This is a genomic window from Bradyrhizobium sp. ORS 86 (assembly GCF_045571475.1).
Lineage (GTDB): Bacteria > Pseudomonadota > Alphaproteobacteria > Rhizobiales > Xanthobacteraceae > Bradyrhizobium.
This window is the reverse complement of sequence record NZ_CP120699.1, coordinates 6,996,303-7,012,710: the sequence shown is the minus strand read 5'-3', so window position 1 is coordinate 7,012,710 and position 16,408 is coordinate 6,996,303. Positions and strand designations below refer to the sequence as shown.

Here is a 16,408-nt window from a genome sequence, read left to right as displayed (position 1 = left end):
TGTCGAACCAGCAGGGAATCGGGGACAGACGTGATACCGAGCGAAACGAATACGCAGGAAGCAAGGCCGCCGCCGAAAGCGGCCGCGCTGGAGATGCCTTTGCTGCGTATCGAAGGCGTTGCCAAGTCGTTCGGTAATTTCCGCGCCGTCGACAAACTCTCGCTCGACATCCGTGCCGGCGAATTCTTCGCGCTGCTCGGTCCGAGTGGCTGCGGGAAGACGACGCTGTTGCGCATGCTTGCCGGCTTCGAGACACCGGACGAGGGCCGTATCCTGCTCGACGGCAAGGACATCGCACAGGTGCTGCCGCATGAGCGGCCCGTCAACATGATGTTCCAGAACTATGCGCTGTTCCCGCATCTATCGGTGCACGACAACATCGCCTTCGGCCTGAAGCGTGCCGGCATGACGCGCGCCGAGATCGCGACCCGCGTCGCGGAGATGGTCGCTCTCGTCAAGCTCGAAGGCATGGAGAAGCGCAAGCCCGACCAGCTCTCCGGAGGACAGCGGCAGCGCGTGGCGCTGGCGCGCTCGCTGGCACGTCGCCCGCAGGTGCTGCTGCTCGATGAGCCGCTGGCGGCGCTCGACAAGAAGCTGCGCGAGAGCACGCAGAACGAGCTGATGGAGCTGCAGCGCCGGCTCGGCATGACCTTCATCATCGTCACCCACGACCAGGAGGAGGCGATGACCATGGCCGGACGGATCGGCGTGATGGATGCCGGCCGCCTGGTCCAGGTCGCCACCCCGCGCAATCTCTACGAGGCGCCGGCCTCGCGCTGGATCGCCGAGTTCGTCGGCGACATCAATTTGTTTAGCGGCCAGCTCGTGTCCCGCGAACATAGCCGACTGACAGTCTCGACCGCCGAAGCAGGGTCACTCTCGGTCAATGATTCGTCGCCGCCGGTGACGAAGGAGGCCGTCAGCGTCGCGATCCGTCCCGAGAAGGTGAAGCTGTCGCGCCGCGAGCCGATATCAGATGAAGGCGGTCCACAGGCGATCAATCGGCTGGAGGGTGTCGTCACCGACGTCAATTATCTCGGCGGCGTCACGACCTATAGGGTGAAGCTGGAATCGGGTGCGGTGGTGCGTTCGTCGATGGCCAATACCGCGCGGCTCGATGTTGATGCCTATCTCGCCGGCCAGCGCGTGGTGGCGTGGTTCACGGCCGACGATTGCCTGGTGCTGGAGCAATGAGCGCGCGCCGCATCTTCGCCCGGCCGGCGCGACTTGCCGCGATCGCGCCGTATCTCTGGATGGTGCTGTTCTTCCTGGTGCCGTTCGGCTTCGTGCTGAAGATCAGCCTGTCGCAGACCGCGATCGCACAGCCGCCCTATACGCCGGTCTTCGATCTCACCGCGGGACGCGCAGCGCTGGCTGCCGCCTTTGCGCAATTGTCGTTCGACAATTTCAGGCTGCTGCTTCAGGACAATCTTTACATCCTGTCCTATCTGCGCAGCCTCGTCGTCGCGGTGACCTCGACGCTGATCTTGCTGTTGATCGGCTATCCCATCGCCTATGGCATGGCCCGGCTGCCGCAGCGCTGGCAGGGCGTCGCGATGATGCTGGTGATCGTGCCGTTCTGGACCTCGTTCCTGATCCGCATCTATGCCTGGATCAACATCCTCCAGCATGATGGCCTGCTCAATCAGGTTCTGCTGGCGCTGCACCTCGTATCCGCGCCCGTGGTCTGGCTGTCGACCGACAGTGCGATGTATCTCGGCATCGTCTATTCCTATCTGCCGTTCATGATCCTGCCGCTCTATGCGACGCTCTCCAGGATGGACGCATCGCTGCTGGAGGCCGCAAGCGATCTCGGCGCCTCGCCGCTTCAGGCGTTCTGGCTGGTGACCTTTCCGCTCTCGCTGCGTGGGGTCGCCGCCGGCGCGCTGCTCTGCTTCATCCCGATCGTCGGCGAGTTCGTGATCCCCGACCTGCTCGCCGGTTCCAATTCCTTGATGATCGGGCAGACGCTGTGGCTCGAGTTCTTCACCAACAAGGACTGGCCGGTGGCATCAGCCGCGGCGGTCGCGCTGCTCCTCCTGCTGGTGCCGCCGCTCGTGCTCTACGATCGTCTGCAACGGCGCCAGCTCGAAGGTCGCGGTTGATGGCACATACGAGGCTCACCCGTTTCAACATGACGTCGCTGGCGTTGGGGCTTGCGTTCCTCTATCTGCCGATCGTCATTCTCGTGATCTATTCGTTCAACGCCTCGCGGCTGGTCACGGTGTGGGGCGGCTGGTCGCTGCGCTGGTACCACGAGTTCTTCAGCGACGCCGCGATGCTGGAAGCCGCGTGGATGAGTCTCGCCGTCGGCGTGGTGTCAGCAACGCTCGCCGCCCTGCTCGGCACGCTGGCGGCGATCGGCCTTGCCCGCGGCGAGCGGTTCCGCGGCCGCGCGTTGTTCTCCGGCATGCTGTATTCGCCGCTGGTGATGCCCGAGGTGATCTCCGGCCTGTCGTTGCTCTTGCTGTTCGTCGCGCTGAACGCCGAGCGCGGCTTCTGGACGGTGACCATCGCCCACACCACGCTGACGATGTGCTTCGTCACCGTCGTGGTGCAGTCCCGCCTGACCGCGCTCGACCGCAGCCTGGAGGAGGCCGCGATGGACCTCGGCTGCAATCCGGTGAAGGCGTTCCTGCTGGTGACGCTGCCGCAGATCGTGCCCGCGATCGTCGCGGGCTGGATGCTGGCCTTCATCCTGTCGCTCGACGACGTCGTGATCGCGAGCTTCACCACCGGTCCCGGCTCGGCGACGCTGCCGATCCGGATCTATTCCGAGGTCCGGCTCGGCGTGAAGCCGGAGATCAACGCGATCTGCACGCTGGTGATCGCGCTGATCGCCGTGATCATCGTGGCCGCCTCTTTCGCCTCGAAGCTGTCGAATGCGCGCGGCGAGAGCGCCGCGCCGCTGTGAGATCTCACGACTTGACGGCGCCGGCGGTCAGGCCGCCCACCATGTAGCGCTTGAAGGCATAGTAGATCGCCGCCGGCGGCAGCGCGTAGATGAAGCCGGTGGTCATCAACAGCTCCCACGGCGAGTCGTCGGCGGCGAGGAAGTTGCCGAGCGCGACCGGCAGCGTGAGTTCGGTGTCGTTCGACAGCAGCAGGAACGCGTAGAGATATTCGTTCCACGCGAGCAGTATCGCGTAGGTGCCGATCGCGACCAGCGAGGGCATCATCAGCGGCACGTAAACCAGACGGAACAATTGCAGCGTGGTGGCGCCGTCCATGGTCGCGGCTTCGTCCAGCTCGACCGGAAGCTTGTCGGAGGCCTGCTTCAGCACCCAGATCGCGTAAGGTGAGGCGATCGTCACCATCGCCAGGATCAGCGACCAGTGATTGTTGAGCAGGCCGTAATTGCCCATGGTGCGGTACATCGGCACGGCGAGGAACGCGGCCGGGATGAAGTAGGTGAACAGCGCGAGGTTCATCACGGCGCGGCCGCCGGGCACGCGCAGCCGCGAGATCGAGAACGCGGCCGCGGTTGCGACGAAGAGCGTCAGCGCACCGGCGGCGAGCGCGATCACCGTCGAATTCCAGAACTGGATCCAGAAGTCGCGCAGGAAGTAGTGCTGCTGGTGGAACACGATCGAGAAATTATGCAGGGTCGGATGGTCCGGCCACAGCTTGCCGGAGAACGCATCCTCCTTCGGCGAGATCGCGAACACGAACATGTGGTAGATCGGCACCATCGTCCAGATGAAGACTGGGATGCCGATCAAGAGCAGCTTGGCTTCGGTGCCGACTTCGCGGAGGGTGGGCAGCTTCATCGCGACAACCGTTTCATCATGAAATAGACCAGAGGCAGCACGAACGGCATCGCGCACACGATCGTGGCCATAGCAAGCGAGAGCTGGTCGAGCCTGAGATAGCGGATGCCGAGTGTCGACAGCACGTGAGTGAGATCGGCGGGCCCGCCGCCGGTGAGCAGATAAACGCTGTTGAAGTCGCCGAGCGTCCAGATCATCGAGAGCAGCGTGCAGGTGACGTACAGCGTCTGCATCGACGGCCAGGTGATATAGCGGAATTTCTGCCACCAACTGGCGCCGTCGACGTCGGATGCCTCGTACAAGTCGTGCGAGATCGCAAGCCGCCCGGTCAACAGGATCAGCGTCCAGAACGGCAGCGATTTCCAGATGTGCATGCCGATCGCCATCGCCAGCGCGACCGTCGGATTGTTCAGCCAGTTCGGACCGTCATCGCCGGTGAACTTGAAGATGAGCTGGTTGACCATGCCCCATTCCGGATTGAGCATGAAGCGCACCGAAAGGATGGTCGGGATCGACGGCACCGCCCAGGGCAGGATGAAGATCACCGACAACCATCTGATCCAGGGACGCTGCTGGGCAAAGAAGCCGGACAGGAACAGCGCGATCAGCATCTTGATGTTGATGCCGATGACCAGGAAGATCAGCGTGTTGACCGCAGCCCGCGCGAAGATCGGATCGTTATAGAGCGCGACATAGCTCGCCGGATGACGCGCGAGCCACAGGCCGTAGCAGACCGGATAGAGCACGAAGGCGAGGAACACGAGCAGATAGGGCGCGAGCAGCACGATGCCCCAGACCTGCGGCGGCGACAGCCGCGCCGACAGGGGCGGCGAGGAGGCATCGGATGCTGAAAGTGTGATCGCCATACGGTTACTCTTGTAGCGAGACGTCGCGTGCGCCTACGTCGTCGTCCCTGCGAAAGCAGGGACCCATGACCACCGGCTCGTATTGTTTTGCGAAAGCCGATGACCAGCGTCCTTCAAAACGACCGCCGCGGCGTATGGGTCCCTGCCTTCGCAGAGACGACAGAGACATACGTTCGCGGCGGCCGGCATCGTGTCCCTTAGCCCGCGACCTGCTTGATGCGGGCGATCAGTTCGTCGACGGCCTTGTCCACCGGCACCTTCTCGCTCACCACGCGGTTCATAGCCTTGGCCCAGACGTTCTCGTTGTTGAGAATGGTGAACTTCCAGTTCTTGGTGAAATCGAACGGCGCGGTGCCGCCCATGAACTGGTTGTAGACCGCCTTGCGGTGCCGGTCGGCCTGCCAGAACGGGCTCGCCTGGCTTGCCTTGGTCACCGGGAACCAGCGGCCGAGTGCGCCCTCGATATAGGGTCGGACGTTCTCTTCCTGCAGCAGGAACTTGATGAACTCCTTGCCCTCGGCCTTGTTCTTGGCGTTGGCGAAGATCAGGCCGGTCTTGACGTCGGAGCGGTACTTGATCGTCGAGCCGTCCGGCGCCTTCGGGAAGGATGCAGTGATGATGTCGTGCTCATAGGCCTGCTTGCCGGCGGCGCGCTGCGCGTCGGTCAGCGCCGGGTTGGTGGAGTCCTCATACCACTTCGCCGCGATCGAGATCGTGAAGTTGTGGGTCATCACGATCGTCTTGTTGTGGAAAGCGACGTTGTTGTCCGGGTCCTTCCAGGTCGTGGAAGAGGGCGGCGTGCAGCCCTTGATGTAGGTGTCGGTATAATCTTTCAGCGCGTGGATCAGGCCATCGCGCACCTTGGGATCGTCGACCAGCAGCTTGCCGTCGTCGTCGACCAGCTTGACGTGGTAGGCGTCCATGAAGGTGTAGAACGACTGGAAGGAGTCGGTCGATTCCACGCCCATCGGCTGGCCGACGCCGTAGATGCGCTGGCGCGTCGCCTTGCGGATCGCCGGCTGCACCTTGTCACACCAGAACGACCAGTAGTCCTCCCACTTGGTCGGGATGTCGGTTTGCTTGAAGCCGGCCTTCTCCAGCATGTCGCCCCAGATCTGGACATGCATGCTCTGCTGCTTCAGCGGGAATCCGTAGTAGGCCTTCTTCTTGGCGACGTTGTCATAGAGCAGCGCCGTCTCCAGCGTGTTCGGCGCGAACGCGTCCTTCATCGGCAGCAAGATGTCCGAGAGATCCTCGAGCTTGCCCTCATACGCCCACTTGCCCTGCGCCTGCACGTCGTACGAGTCGGAATAGGCGACATCGGGCACGGTGCCGGAATCGAGCGCGGCGACCGTCTTCGGAATCATGTCCTGGATCGCGTATTGCGACAATTCGACCTTGATGCCGGTCTTGGCCTCGAACTTCTTGATCGTCTCGAGCAGTGCGTCGTCTTCTGACTTGTAGAAGCCCTTGCCCCACCAGACGGTGATCGTCTTGCCCTGGGCAAAAGCGGGGGCCGTGGCCGCGAACAGGCCGACCGCAGCGACCGCGAGCGAAAGCGCACTAATAACCTTGGACCTCACATTATTCTCCCTTTTCACGCCGGTATTAACCGGTTGGGGAAAACACTAGCGCATGCCCGTGACCTGATAAAGGTGGCGACGCCGCCAACTTGTGTAGGGGGCCGCGCAGCGCACGGATGAAGAGGCATGGTCGCACCGGACGGAAAACGGGCAGTTCGATCAGTTCGACTTTGGATTCTCGGCCGCGGCCGGTGCGCTGGCCGGCGCCGGTGCCGCGGCGTCCGCCGTGCCGGATTTTCCGCCCCCGGTAAAGCGCTCGATCACCGAGCGCACCGCGTCGCGGGTCTTGCGATCCTTCACCGCATCGAGCAGCGGCGCGGATGCGGGCGAGCGCCGGATCAAGCTTTCCGGATCGGGGAAGATCAGCGGATCATCCCACGGTCCCTGCACCACGAAGGGCAGGTCGAACCCGGTGCCGCCGCCGGATGCCGCCGTCAGGCTCGCGACGCCCTTCAGATCGTATTCGCGCGCCGGCACCGAGGCCGTGCCGGTCAGCGTGATCCGCGCCGCCGGGCTCTCGACGCGAATGTCCTCGGCGGTCGCGATGCCGTCGGCGAACTTCACCGAGATATTGAGATTGTCGTAGGGCGTCGTGCCGGAGCGGAAATGGCCGCCGCCCGACAGCGGCCGTCGCTCCAGCCGCTTCAGGAGCTGCTCGACGTTGAAGCCCGCGATCGCGCCGTCGTGTCCGGTCAACGTCGCAGTGCCGTCGAGCGATTGCGCCAGGCCGAACGGGCTGGAGCCGGATGCCGTCAGCGAGACGTTGAGGTTGCCGTGGCCGGACAGTTTGGTAATGCCGAACAGTTCGCTGGCGCAGGCCTGCAGGTCGACATCGTTGAACTGGAATTGCGCCCTGACGTCGGCGACCGCATCCGAGCGCGCCACCGCGAACGAGCCCTTGGCGATGCCGCCATACATCTGTGCCTCGCCGACGCTGAGCGCGAGCGCGCCGCCGCGCAAGTTCGCGCCGAATGCGGTGCGGCCGAGCTTGGACGGCCCCACCGTCACCTTCGCCGCCGACAGGCGCATGTCGAGATCGACGCTCGACAGCGACGATAGATCGAACAATTGCCTGTTCCAGTCGCGCTGGCCGCTGGCGAGCAGGCGGAAGGTCGAGATGTAGGGCGTGAAGTCGAGATTGCCGGCCGCGAGCGTCGCTTGCAGCGTCTGCCGGCCGTTGTTGGAATAGGTCATCACGCCCTCGGCGACATTGCCGTCGAGCTCGACATTGACATTGGTGAGCGCGACCGAGCCGCCGACCACATTGGTGCGCGCCTTCAGCGCGAAGCGGCCGAAGCCGCCTCCACCGCTGGGAGGTGCCTGACCCATCCAGCGCAGCGCATTGCGCAGCGACGGGCTGTCCATGGTGGTGACGCCTTCCATCATCAGGCTGGTACGATTGGCGACGGTCCCGTCGAACGCAACTTTCAGCGGCGCGCTGGCGAGCCGCGCCTTCAGGCCGGAGCGGTCGCCCGACAAGAGCGCGGCGAAATCGCTGGCACTGATCGAGCCGTCGACACGCTCGCCGCGCCAGTCGAACTGGCCGGTTGCCGCAAACGAGCGCGAGATCGAGGGCCAGGCCAGCGACAAGTCAATGTCGCCGAGCTCCTCGGACACGCGGTTGGTCGCATCCTCGTAGTTCAGCTCGCCGTCCTGGATGCGGATCTCGGAAAACGACACCTGGTTCTCGGAGCCCGGCGTCATCGCCTTTGCGATGGTCTCGACGAACGGCGTCCAGTTGCTCTCGCCGGTGGCGGCGTCGCGCACCACGTGGATATGCGGGCGCAGCATCATGACGTCGGCAATCTCGAACCGCCGCAGCAGCAGGGGCAGCAGGCGCAGATTCGCGGTCAGCACGTCGACCTGCAAGGCGGGATCGATGGTGGTGGCGCCCTTCAGTCCGACATTGTGGAACGAGACGTAGCTGCCGGGAAATATCGAGACATCAATATTGCCGTTGACGACCAGCTCAAGCCCGGTGACCGCGCGGATCTGCGCTTCCACCGCACGTTGCAGCGCGTCGCGGTTGAGGAACCACGATGTCCCGACCAGGGCGATCAGCGCCAAGCCGAGCAATGCCGCAATCGGCATCCCCAGGCGCTTTATTCCTTGGGCCATCGTCAATGACATGTCCGGTCGGGTTGGAGGTTGTCAGGTCGCTGTCGGAACATTGCGGGCTGCGCAAGCAAGCCCGCGCCAACCCACGCAACCTGAAGGGTTTTCTTGTCGCTTTCAAGGCCATCCCGATGTCGCAGGCCCCTCCCGTGGCCGGACCGGGCCGTGATTGACGCATTGCGAAGAATTCGCCTAATAATCCGTGCTGTCACAGCCGTTAGCCCTCCATCAGGTATTCATTGCATGAACAAGGTCTATCCCGACGCCAAATCGGCCCTCGATGGTCTCCTCAAGGACGGCATGATGATCATGTCGGGCGGTTTCGGCCTCTGCGGCATCGCCGAGACCCTGTCGGACGCGATTCGCGACGCCGGCGTAAAGGGCCTGACGGTTGTTTCCAACAATGCCGGCGTCGACGGCATCGGCTTGAGCCGGCTGCTGGAGACGCGCCAGATCAAGAAGATGATCTCGTCCTATGTCGGCGAGAACAAGCTGTTCGCCCAGCAATATCTCGCCGGCGAGCTCGAGCTCGAGTTCAACCCGCAGGGCACGCTCGCCGAGCGCATCCGTGCCGGTGGCGCCGGAATTCCGGCCTTTTACACCAAGACCGGCGTCGGCACGCTGATCGCCGAAGGCAAGGAAGTGAAGGAGTTCGACGGCGAGAAATACCTGATGGAGCGCGGCCTGTTCGCCGACCTCGCTATCGTCCACGCCTGGATGGGCGATACCGCCGGCAACCTGATCTATCGCAAGACCGCGCGTAATTTTAACCCGATGATGGCGACCGCGGCGAAGGTCACCGTCGCCGAGGTCGAGCACCTGGTGCCGGCAGGTCAGCTCAATCCCGATCACATCCATACCCCCGGCATTTTCGTGAAGCGCATCGTCGAGGTCGGCACCGCCAAGAAGCGCATCGAGTTCCGCAACACAAGGCCGCGCCCCACGGCGGCTGCAACCGGAGAAGAAGTCTGATGGCCTGGACCCGCGAACAGATGGCGGCGCGCGCTGCCAAGGAGCTGCGCGACGGCTATTACGTCAATCTCGGTATTGGCATCCCGACGCTGGTCTCCAACTACATTCCGGACGGGATGGACGTCAGCCTGCAGAGCGAGAATGGCATGCTCGGCATGGGTCCGTTCCCCTATGAGGACGAGGTCGACGCCGATCTGATCAATGCCGGCAAGCAGACGGTGAGCGAGCTGCCCTCGACCAGCTATTTCTCCTCGGCCGATTCCTTCGGCATGGTGCGCGGCGGCCATATCGATCTCTCGATCCTCGGCGCCATGCAGGTCGCGCAGAACGGCGATCTCGCCAACTGGATGATCCCCGGCAAGATGGTGAAGGGCATGGGCGGCGCCATGGACCTCGTCGCCGGCGTCAAGCGCGTCGTCGTCGTGATGGAGCACTCCGCCAAGGACGGCCCGAAGCTCTTGAAGAAGTGCAACCTGCCGCTGACCGGCGAGCGCGTGGTCGACATGGTCGTCACCGATCTCGCCGTGTTCACGATCGACAAGCACGGCAAGGACGGCATGTCGCTGATCGAACTTGCCGACGGCGTCACGCTCGACGAGGTCAAGGCCAAGACCGAAGCCGAATTCCGCGTCGCGCTGAAGAACACCTGAGATGTTCGAAGCGGGACGATCCCAGATCCGTCTCGCACGATCCGACGATGCCGGTTTCATCGCCGGCATCGTACTGGCCGCGCAGCGCGGCCCGTTGCCGCGCGGCTGGTTCGACATCGCGCTCGATCGGCCGGAAGGCGAATGCCTGGCGTTCATGACGCGGCTCGCGGTTGCGCGGGCGCGGTCATGGTACCACGTCGCTCATTTCCTGATCGCCGAGGTCGATGGCGTGCCGGCCTCGGCGCTGTGCGCCATGCCGGCCGCGGGAACGGTCGTGGCCGCGCGCGCTGCGATCGAAGAGGTCGCGGTCCTGCTCGGCATCGATGCCGATGCGATGATCGCGCGCGGCAGCTACGCTCGCAACTGCTGGGTTCAGGGCGGCGAGGGCGACTGGCTGATCGAGCACGTCGCAACGGCAGCCTCGCATCGCGGCAGCGGCCTGGTGCAGCCCCTGATCGCCCGCGCCCTCGCTGACGGCAAGGCGGCGGGGTTTGCGCAGGCATCGATCTCGTTCGTGATCGGCAACCAGGCCGCCGAACGCTGCTACACCAAGGCCGGCTTTGCCTTCGCCGAAGAGAAGCGCGACGCCGCATTCGAAGCGCTGACCGGCGCGCCGGGGTTTCGCAGATTTTCGCGGGCGATTTGAGGCGGCGACCACAAACACGACCGTCGTCCCTGCGAAAGCAGGGACCCATACTCCGCGGCTTGTGTAGTGGAAGGGACTCGTCGTCCCAGCTTCGCGTAACAATCAGCGCCGGTGGTTATGGGTCCCTGCTTTCGCAGGGACGACAACGAGGAGGGCTCTCGACGCATAGCCCCACACCACGCGATGTCATCACCCGCGTACGCGCATGCGGGTGGTCCAGTATTCCAGAGGCGGCTGTGACGGAGCCGAGAGGCCGCGGCGTACTGGATCGCCCGGTCGAGCCGGGCGATGACAGTGTGAGTGGGCACGCAGCGTCGCATTCTCGCGACGCCGCCGGAACGAGCGGTCAGCGCGTGCGGCCGAAGTCCACCGCCGTGGTGTTGCCGCCGCTGATGACGACGGCCACGCGTTCGCCGGCTTCCGGCGTGTAGGCTTCCGACAACAGCGCGGAAAATGCCGCGGCGCCGCCCGGCTCGGCGACAATGCGCAGCGCGCGCCACAACGTGTCCTGAGCCGAGGCGATCGCATCGTCGGACACCAGAACGGTGCTATGCACATATTTCGCGGCGATCGGATAGACGCGCTCACCGATCCGGCGGGGCGCCAGCGAATCGGCGGCGATCCCGCCGGCCTCGGCATCGACCGGGTGGCCGGCCGCGAGCGCGCGCGTCAGCGTCGGCGCGGCAGCCGGCTCGACACCGATCACCTTGATGCGGCCGGCATACCATGCGGCGATGCCCGCGATCAGGCCGCCGCCGCCGACCGAGACCAGCACCGTATCGATATCGGGCGCTTGCCGATCGAGCTCGAGGCCGAGTGTGGCCTGGCCCAGGATGGTCTCGCGCTGGTCGAACGCCGGCACCGGCATCGCGCCGCTCTGCTGCGCCCAGATTTCGCTTGCGGCGAGCGCATCGGCGTAGCGGTCGCCTTCGATGACGAGGTCGGCGCCATAGTCGCGGATGCGCTGCACCTTGGCGGGCGACGACACGGTCGGAACGAAGATCCGGGCCGGCTTGCCGAGCCGCATCGCGGCATAGGCGGTCGCCGCGCCGTGATTGCCGCCCGAGGCCGCGACGACGCCGGCGGCCGGCACATCGCGCGCGAGCAGGTTGGCGAAGGCGCCGCGGGTCTTGAACGAGCCTGCATGCTGCAGCAACTCGAGCTTCAGCGTCAGCGGATTTGCGGCCAGGCCGAACTCGCGGCCTTCGAGCTCGACGACCGGTGTCCGTCTGACGTGCGGACGGATCAGCGCCGCGTATTCGGTGATCTCTTGTGACGTTGTCTCGGTCACCGGCGTTCTCCTCAGGCGGGCGTTTCAGGCACGCGTTGCGATTGACAGCAATTAGTCGTTTAGCTAATTAGCAACATGCCTTCATCAGACGCAAACGTCGAGTCGGTTTTGCGCGCGCTGGCCAGCGATCGCAGGCTCTTGATCCTGCAATGGCTGAAGCGCCCAAAGGCGCATTTCCGCGCCCAGGTCGACGGCGACCTCGTCAAGGACGGGGTCTGTGGCGTGCTGATCGCCGAGAAGCTCGGCGTCAGCCAGCCGACCGTGAGCGAGCATCTGAAGATCCTGACCCAGGCCGGACTGCTGAACGCCAAGCGCGTCAAGCAGTGGACGTTCTACAAGCGCAACGAGGCCGAGATCGTGCGAATGAAGGCGGCGATCGTCGCAAGGATCTGATCGTGAGGAAGCCGCAGCGGCTCGCTTGGGTCGTTTGCGCGGGCGTCGCGCCAGTTACGTAAGGTGAGCACTCTGGGCGGCTCCCTCCCCCCTTGCGGGGGAGGGTGGGGAGAGGGGTAAGCCCCGGGCGAGATGTTTGACGAAAGCGTTGCTATCGCAATTGTGGTTGCGTGTCGTTGAAGCGCAAATCGAAAGAGCGCGTCGTGTGGCGCCCCTCTCCCCAGCCCTCCCCCGCAAGGGGGGAGGGAGCCCTTCCGCCGATGCCCTCCTTACGCCAACCGTGAGGCGCTGCGCGTGTGCATCGTTGATCACGCCCGCGCGATTGCGTGCGAGAATACCACCTCGATGAGCGTGCCGGAGCGGCCGGCGGTCCTGATCTGGAATTTGGCGCGGTTGGCTTCGACCAGCGCCTTGGTCAGCGACAGGCTGACGCCGGCAGAGGCGGTGTGATCGGACGGGGTCGGCGCGCGGAACGGCTCCAGTGCGGCGGCGACCTCGTTGTCGTTCAGGCTCTGACCGGTGTCGCGCACCCGCAGCATCACCTCGCCGAAATCGGACAGCGCGGTCGAGACGATCACCTGGCCGCCGGCATTGGCGAGATGGATCGAGCTGCCGATCAGGTTGAGCGTGATCTGACGCAGCGCGCGGGCATCGGCGAGGACGGGCGGCAGCATGTGCGCCAGCGAGGTGCGGATGATGATGCGCTCGCGGTTGGCCTGCGGCTGCATCACCGCGACGCAGCTCTCGACCATCTCGTTGAGGTTCTGGTCGGTGAAGGCGAGATCGAGCTTGCCGGTCTCGATCCGCGACAGGTCGAGCAGGTCGTTGATGACAGCGATCACCCGCTCGCCGGAGGCGCGGATGTCCTTCATGTATTCGACATAGCGCTCGTTGCCGAGCGCGCCGAAGCGCTCGCCGATCATCACCTCGGCAAAGCCGATGATGGCGTTGAGCGGCGTGCGCACCTCGTGGCTGATCCGCGCCAGCATGTCGGACTTGCCGTTCGCCGCGCGCTCGGCGAGCCGTCGTGCCTCGCGCAATTCGCTCTCGCTCGTCTTGGCTTGCGTGAGGTCACGGAACACCGCGAAGAAGTTCGGCCCGTCGGCGCGGGTGCGGCCCATCGTCACCGACAGCGGAATGACGCCGCCCTGGCGCACCTGACCGAGCGTCTCCCGGCCATGATCGAGCAGGCTGGCGACACCGGCCGATTTCAGGCTGGCGAGATACTGGAAGATCTCGTGCCGGCTCTCCGGCGCGAACAAATCGGCGAGCGTATGCTTGACGAACTCCTCGCCGTCATAGCCGAACAGCGCCTCCGCGCTGCGGTTGCAGGAATGGATGTTGCCCTCGGCATCGAACATGATGATGCCCTCGGCCGCGGTGTCGAGGATCGCGCCGAGCTCCTCGGCATCGGCCTGCCCGGCCTGCGGCGGCGCCGGCTCCGCGACCAGTGCGGGAGCCGCATCCTGCGCCGACAGCGCCGCCGCGATCGCTGCGTCCTCGTCATGGGTGCGCGAGAAGATCAGCGCCAGCGCGGAGTCGTCGTCCCACGAGATGGTGTGCAGTCGCGCCTCCGCGGAAACCGATTGCGCGTCGTGATCGGCGGTCTGGCTTGCCGAGATCGTCACCGGCGTGCCGGCACCTGACGTGCTGCTCCCATGCGAGGCGCCCGGCTCGACATAGAGCGCATCAAGCCCGCCTGCGGCTTCCAGCGCGTGCAGGCTGTCATAGCCCATGCGCGCGAGGAACGCGGCGTTGGCATAGAGCAGGCGGTCGAGCCGGTAGATCAGGATGCCGACCGGCAATAGATCGAGCAGCGCCCGGTCGCGCCTGGAGGCGGAGCGCGGCGGCGCGGCCTGCGCGAGCCATTCGGCCTTCGGGCTCTCGGTGCGCTCCTCGTGCGGCGGTTCGCTCGCGGGCGGCTCGGTTGCCGACGGCTGTTCGGCATTCGCCTCGCTCTCTTGTCGTTCGGTCGTAGTCGCGAGGCCCGCTTCACTCTCGAGCCGCGCCGACAATTGGCGGGCGAGTTCGTTGAAGGCGTTGTTCTCGACCGGCGTCAGCGACGGCGGCCGGGTGTCACCGGCGAGGCGGAACGGCACCACATTCGGTGGCGTCTCGTCGTGCATATCCTGGCGCGTATCCTGGGTCGTTTCCACGGTGGGGTCCAGATCGGCTTTTTGTGAGGTCTCGGATGCTGTCGGCTCGGTTACGTCCTTGGTCGGTGGTGCAGTATCGGGCGGCGCCGCTACGGGCGGAGGATTGGGCGGCGCCGGCCCAGCGGCCGCGGAGCCGGGCGGCGTCTCTGCGCGCGCCTGCGCGGCGCTCGCCGACAGCGACTGCGGCGCCGTCGGCCCGCTGAAGAACTCATAGCGGCGCAACGCGGCGAGTCGCGCAAGCCCGTCGAGATCGCGACACACACCAAAGCCGCGATAGCCGGCGAATATCCTGTTGCGGTCGAACACCGGCAGGCCCGACAACTCCACCGGCAAACGGCCGCCGCCGTCGACGGGCCAGCTCAGCGTGACGCCGCTCCAGGTGTTGTGGGTGGCAAATGCCTGCATGACGCGGCCTTCGGGATCGATCCCGAAGGTCTCGGCGATCTCGCTCCACAGCCGGCCGAAACCGGCCGCGGTGTGGATGCCGATCAGCCGGGTGAATTCGTCCGAGCCGAGCGAGAAGCGGCCCTCATGGTCCATCTGCCACATGAAGCGTAGCGGATGCCGCCGCGTGCCGAGCACGGGTTCGTCGAGCCACGATGACGTCCTGGCGGGCGCGAGCGCCGCGGGTGGCGGTTCGGCTGACGGCGGGACGAGCGATTCCGCGGCTACCGCGGGCGAGGAGATTGGAGCGACCGGTGGTGCGGATGTCTCCGGGGCCGGCGTGCTTGCGTCGTATTCGACGTCGGGGCGGGCCGCGAGCGGCGGCGCCGCGGCCTGCTCGTCGGCCACCACCTCGATTGGCGCTTCGGTCGGCGCCGCCTCGACCACCGCGGTGTCTTCCGCCGCGAGGTCGCGATGCGTTTCGGCGGTTTCGGCCGGTGCGGGATCTGCGCACGCTTCTGCTGCGGTGATGGCCGACGGCTCGGCGGGCGGCGGCACGTTAACGATCGGCTCGGCGGGGCCTTCCGCGGGCATCTCCTGCGGCACCTCCAGCGCGTCGAACTGCGCGAAGACGGCTGCGGGGCTGTCGGCCGACACGGGCGCTGTGTCGCTGGCAACGACGTGTTCGTTGACAGGGGGCGCGGGAGGTTGCTCCGGCGCCGCGGCGGCTTCGGGCGCAGCCGGCAGCGCCGGCTCGGTCTGTGCAGCCAGATGCGGGGCCGGCTTGATCAGCGCGATCAGCGCGGTGTCAGCGCCGCGGCCGATCCGCTGCAGCACCACGCGGCCGATCCCGATGCTTGCCGCCGCGCGGCCCTGCTTCAGTGCATCGCTGCGCGCGGTATCGAGGCCGGCGTCGGAGAGATCGTGAAGACCGAGCAGCAGACGCGCCGCCTCGTTGGCGCCGATCAGCAGGCCATCGGCGCTGAAGGCTGCGGCCGGCCGTTCGGCGATCCCTTGCACCAGGCGCTGCAACCGCTCAGCGAGCGGCATCACGCGGCCGGCGGGATTGAGCGCGGCGACCAACACGCCATGGCTGCCGTCGGGCAGGTCGATCCGCGTGCAGCCGCAGGTCGCGAGCATTCCGGGCGAAGCCCCGAAGCCGCGCAGCCGCTCGAGCCGGACCGCTCCCGTGGCGACGAGGCCGCGGCCGAGACGGGCGACCTGCCGGCGATGCGGATCGGCCGGGCCGAACACGCGCTTCGCCAGCTCGCTGCCGCCCGCGGCACCGAACACCCGCGCTCCGACCGGATTGGCCCACAGGATCCGCGCGCCATCGGCCGACCACAGCCATGCGGGTTGGGCGCTCGCCGCGTGATCCGCTAGCCTGGGATCGCTGAGCGCCTGGAGCTGGAATTCCGCGTCATTCATCACGCAAGATTTGACCGCATCGGGTTAGCTTCTCTTCCTTGATCGCCAGAAATACCGGCGGCCAGGAAATGACAGCCTTAACGGATCGTTAGTATCGCAAGCGGGCGGCGGCAGGTCCACGGCTGCGCCTGATGTGCCACGGCAAAGGCGGGAT

13 protein-coding genes are annotated in these 16,408 nt (G+C 65.7%); 7 read left to right on the top strand and 6 right to left on the bottom strand.

Features of this window, described 5'->3' with window-relative positions:
* The first annotated feature begins 93 nt into the window (after positions 1-93).
* From P6U25_RS32440 to P6U25_RS32430, 3 genes are read left to right on the top strand one after another with little or no spacing between them, the layout of a single operon-like run.
* A complete protein-coding gene (locus P6U25_RS32440; RefSeq protein WP_407152675.1) occupies positions 94-1,194 on the top strand; it encodes an ABC transporter ATP-binding protein in 1,101 nt (366 codons plus the stop codon).
* A complete protein-coding gene (locus P6U25_RS32435; protein ID WP_407148804.1) occupies positions 1,191-2,105 on the top strand; it encodes an ABC transporter permease in 915 nt (304 codons plus the stop codon). Before P6U25_RS32440 ends, P6U25_RS32435 begins: the two co-directional genes overlap by 4 nt.
* A complete protein-coding gene (locus tag P6U25_RS32430; RefSeq protein WP_407148803.1) occupies positions 2,105-2,914 on the top strand; it encodes an ABC transporter permease in 810 nt (269 codons plus the stop codon). Before P6U25_RS32435 ends, P6U25_RS32430 begins: the two co-directional genes overlap by 1 nt.
* Before the next feature lie 4 nt (positions 2,915-2,918).
* Here the strand turns inward: P6U25_RS32430 and P6U25_RS32425 are convergent, their stop codons facing one another.
* The 4 genes from P6U25_RS32425 to P6U25_RS32410 form a co-directional block, all read right to left on the bottom strand.
* Positions 2,919-3,770, bottom strand: a complete 852-nt coding sequence (locus P6U25_RS32425; protein ID WP_407148802.1) for a carbohydrate ABC transporter permease — start codon at positions 3,768-3,770, stop codon at positions 2,919-2,921.
* Complete coding sequence (locus P6U25_RS32420; RefSeq protein ID WP_407148801.1) at positions 3,767-4,636, bottom strand: carbohydrate ABC transporter permease; 870 nt, start codon at positions 4,634-4,636, stop codon at positions 3,767-3,769. The genes P6U25_RS32425 and P6U25_RS32420 overlap by 4 nt, the downstream gene beginning before the upstream one ends.
* Positions 4,637-4,833: 197 nt before the next feature.
* Complete coding sequence (locus P6U25_RS32415; RefSeq protein WP_407148800.1) at positions 4,834-6,219, bottom strand: ABC transporter substrate-binding protein; 1,386 nt, start codon at positions 6,217-6,219, stop codon at positions 4,834-4,836.
* Between the two features lie 159 nt (positions 6,220-6,378).
* Entirely contained in the window at positions 6,379-8,337 is a 1,959-nt protein-coding gene (locus tag P6U25_RS32410; RefSeq protein WP_407148799.1) for an AsmA family protein, read from the bottom strand.
* A gap of 240 nt (positions 8,338-8,577) precedes the next feature.
* On the opposite strand from P6U25_RS32410, the gene P6U25_RS32405 reads away from it, so the two are divergent.
* The 3 genes from P6U25_RS32405 to P6U25_RS32395 are packed head-to-tail and all read left to right on the top strand — an operon-like array spanning position 8,578 to position 10,602.
* A complete protein-coding gene (locus tag P6U25_RS32405; RefSeq protein ID WP_407148798.1) occupies positions 8,578-9,306 on the top strand; it encodes a CoA transferase subunit A in 729 nt (242 codons plus the stop codon).
* On the top strand, positions 9,306-9,956 hold the full coding sequence (locus P6U25_RS32400; RefSeq protein ID WP_407148797.1) for a 3-oxoacid CoA-transferase subunit B: 651 nt from the start codon (positions 9,306-9,308) through the stop codon (positions 9,954-9,956). Before P6U25_RS32405 ends, P6U25_RS32400 begins: the two co-directional genes overlap by 1 nt.
* Before the next feature lies 1 nt (position 9,957).
* Positions 9,958-10,602: a GNAT family N-acetyltransferase gene (locus P6U25_RS32395; protein WP_407148796.1), complete on the top strand. Its 645-nt coding sequence runs from the start codon at positions 9,958-9,960 to the stop codon at positions 10,600-10,602.
* A 346-nt stretch (positions 10,603-10,948) separates the two neighbouring features.
* Here P6U25_RS32395 and P6U25_RS32390 read toward each other — a convergent pair whose 3' ends face one another.
* A complete protein-coding gene (locus P6U25_RS32390; protein ID WP_407148795.1) occupies positions 10,949-11,893 on the bottom strand; it encodes a threonine/serine dehydratase in 945 nt (314 codons plus the stop codon).
* 75 nt (positions 11,894-11,968) lie between these two features.
* On the opposite strand from P6U25_RS32390, the gene P6U25_RS32385 reads away from it, so the two are divergent.
* The gene (locus P6U25_RS32385; protein ID WP_407148794.1) at positions 11,969-12,286 is read left to right on the top strand and encodes an ArsR/SmtB family transcription factor; all 318 of its coding nucleotides are present in this window, start codon (positions 11,969-11,971) and stop codon (positions 12,284-12,286) included.
* Between the two features lie 308 nt (positions 12,287-12,594).
* Here the strand turns inward: P6U25_RS32385 and P6U25_RS32380 are convergent, their stop codons facing one another.
* Positions 12,595-16,254, bottom strand: a complete 3,660-nt coding sequence (locus tag P6U25_RS32380) for a PAS domain-containing protein (protein WP_407148793.1) — start codon at positions 16,252-16,254, stop codon at positions 12,595-12,597.
* Between the last annotated feature and the right edge of the window lie 154 nt (positions 16,255-16,408).

Bases quoted from the DNA above. Each gene is read 5' to 3' on its own strand.
- P6U25_RS32440 (WP_407152675.1), top strand. From the start codon at position 94: ATGCCTTTGCTGCGTATCGAAGGCGTTGCCAAGTCGTTCGGTAATTTC.
- P6U25_RS32425 (WP_407148802.1), bottom strand. From the start codon at position 3,770: ATGAAGCTGCCCACCCTCCGCGAAGTCGGCACCGAAGCCAAGCTGCTC.
- P6U25_RS32395 (WP_407148796.1), top strand. From the start codon at position 9,958: ATGTTCGAAGCGGGACGATCCCAGATCCGTCTCGCACGATCCGACGAT.
- P6U25_RS32430 (WP_407148803.1), top strand. From the start codon at position 2,105: ATGGCACATACGAGGCTCACCCGTTTCAACATGACGTCGCTGGCGTTG.
- P6U25_RS32405 (WP_407148798.1), top strand. From the start codon at position 8,578: ATGAACAAGGTCTATCCCGACGCCAAATCGGCCCTCGATGGTCTCCTC.
- P6U25_RS32435 (WP_407148804.1), top strand. From the start codon at position 1,191: ATGAGCGCGCGCCGCATCTTCGCCCGGCCGGCGCGACTTGCCGCGATC.
- P6U25_RS32410 (WP_407148799.1), bottom strand. From the start codon at position 8,337: ATGGCCCAAGGAATAAAGCGCCTGGGGATGCCGATTGCGGCATTGCTC.
- P6U25_RS32385 (WP_407148794.1), top strand. From the start codon at position 11,969: ATGCCTTCATCAGACGCAAACGTCGAGTCGGTTTTGCGCGCGCTGGCC.
- P6U25_RS32380 (WP_407148793.1), bottom strand. From the start codon at position 16,254: ATGAATGACGCGGAATTCCAGCTCCAGGCGCTCAGCGATCCCAGGCTA.
- P6U25_RS32400 (WP_407148797.1), top strand. From the start codon at position 9,306: ATGGCCTGGACCCGCGAACAGATGGCGGCGCGCGCTGCCAAGGAGCTG.
- P6U25_RS32420 (WP_407148801.1), bottom strand. From the start codon at position 4,636: ATGGCGATCACACTTTCAGCATCCGATGCCTCCTCGCCGCCCCTGTCG.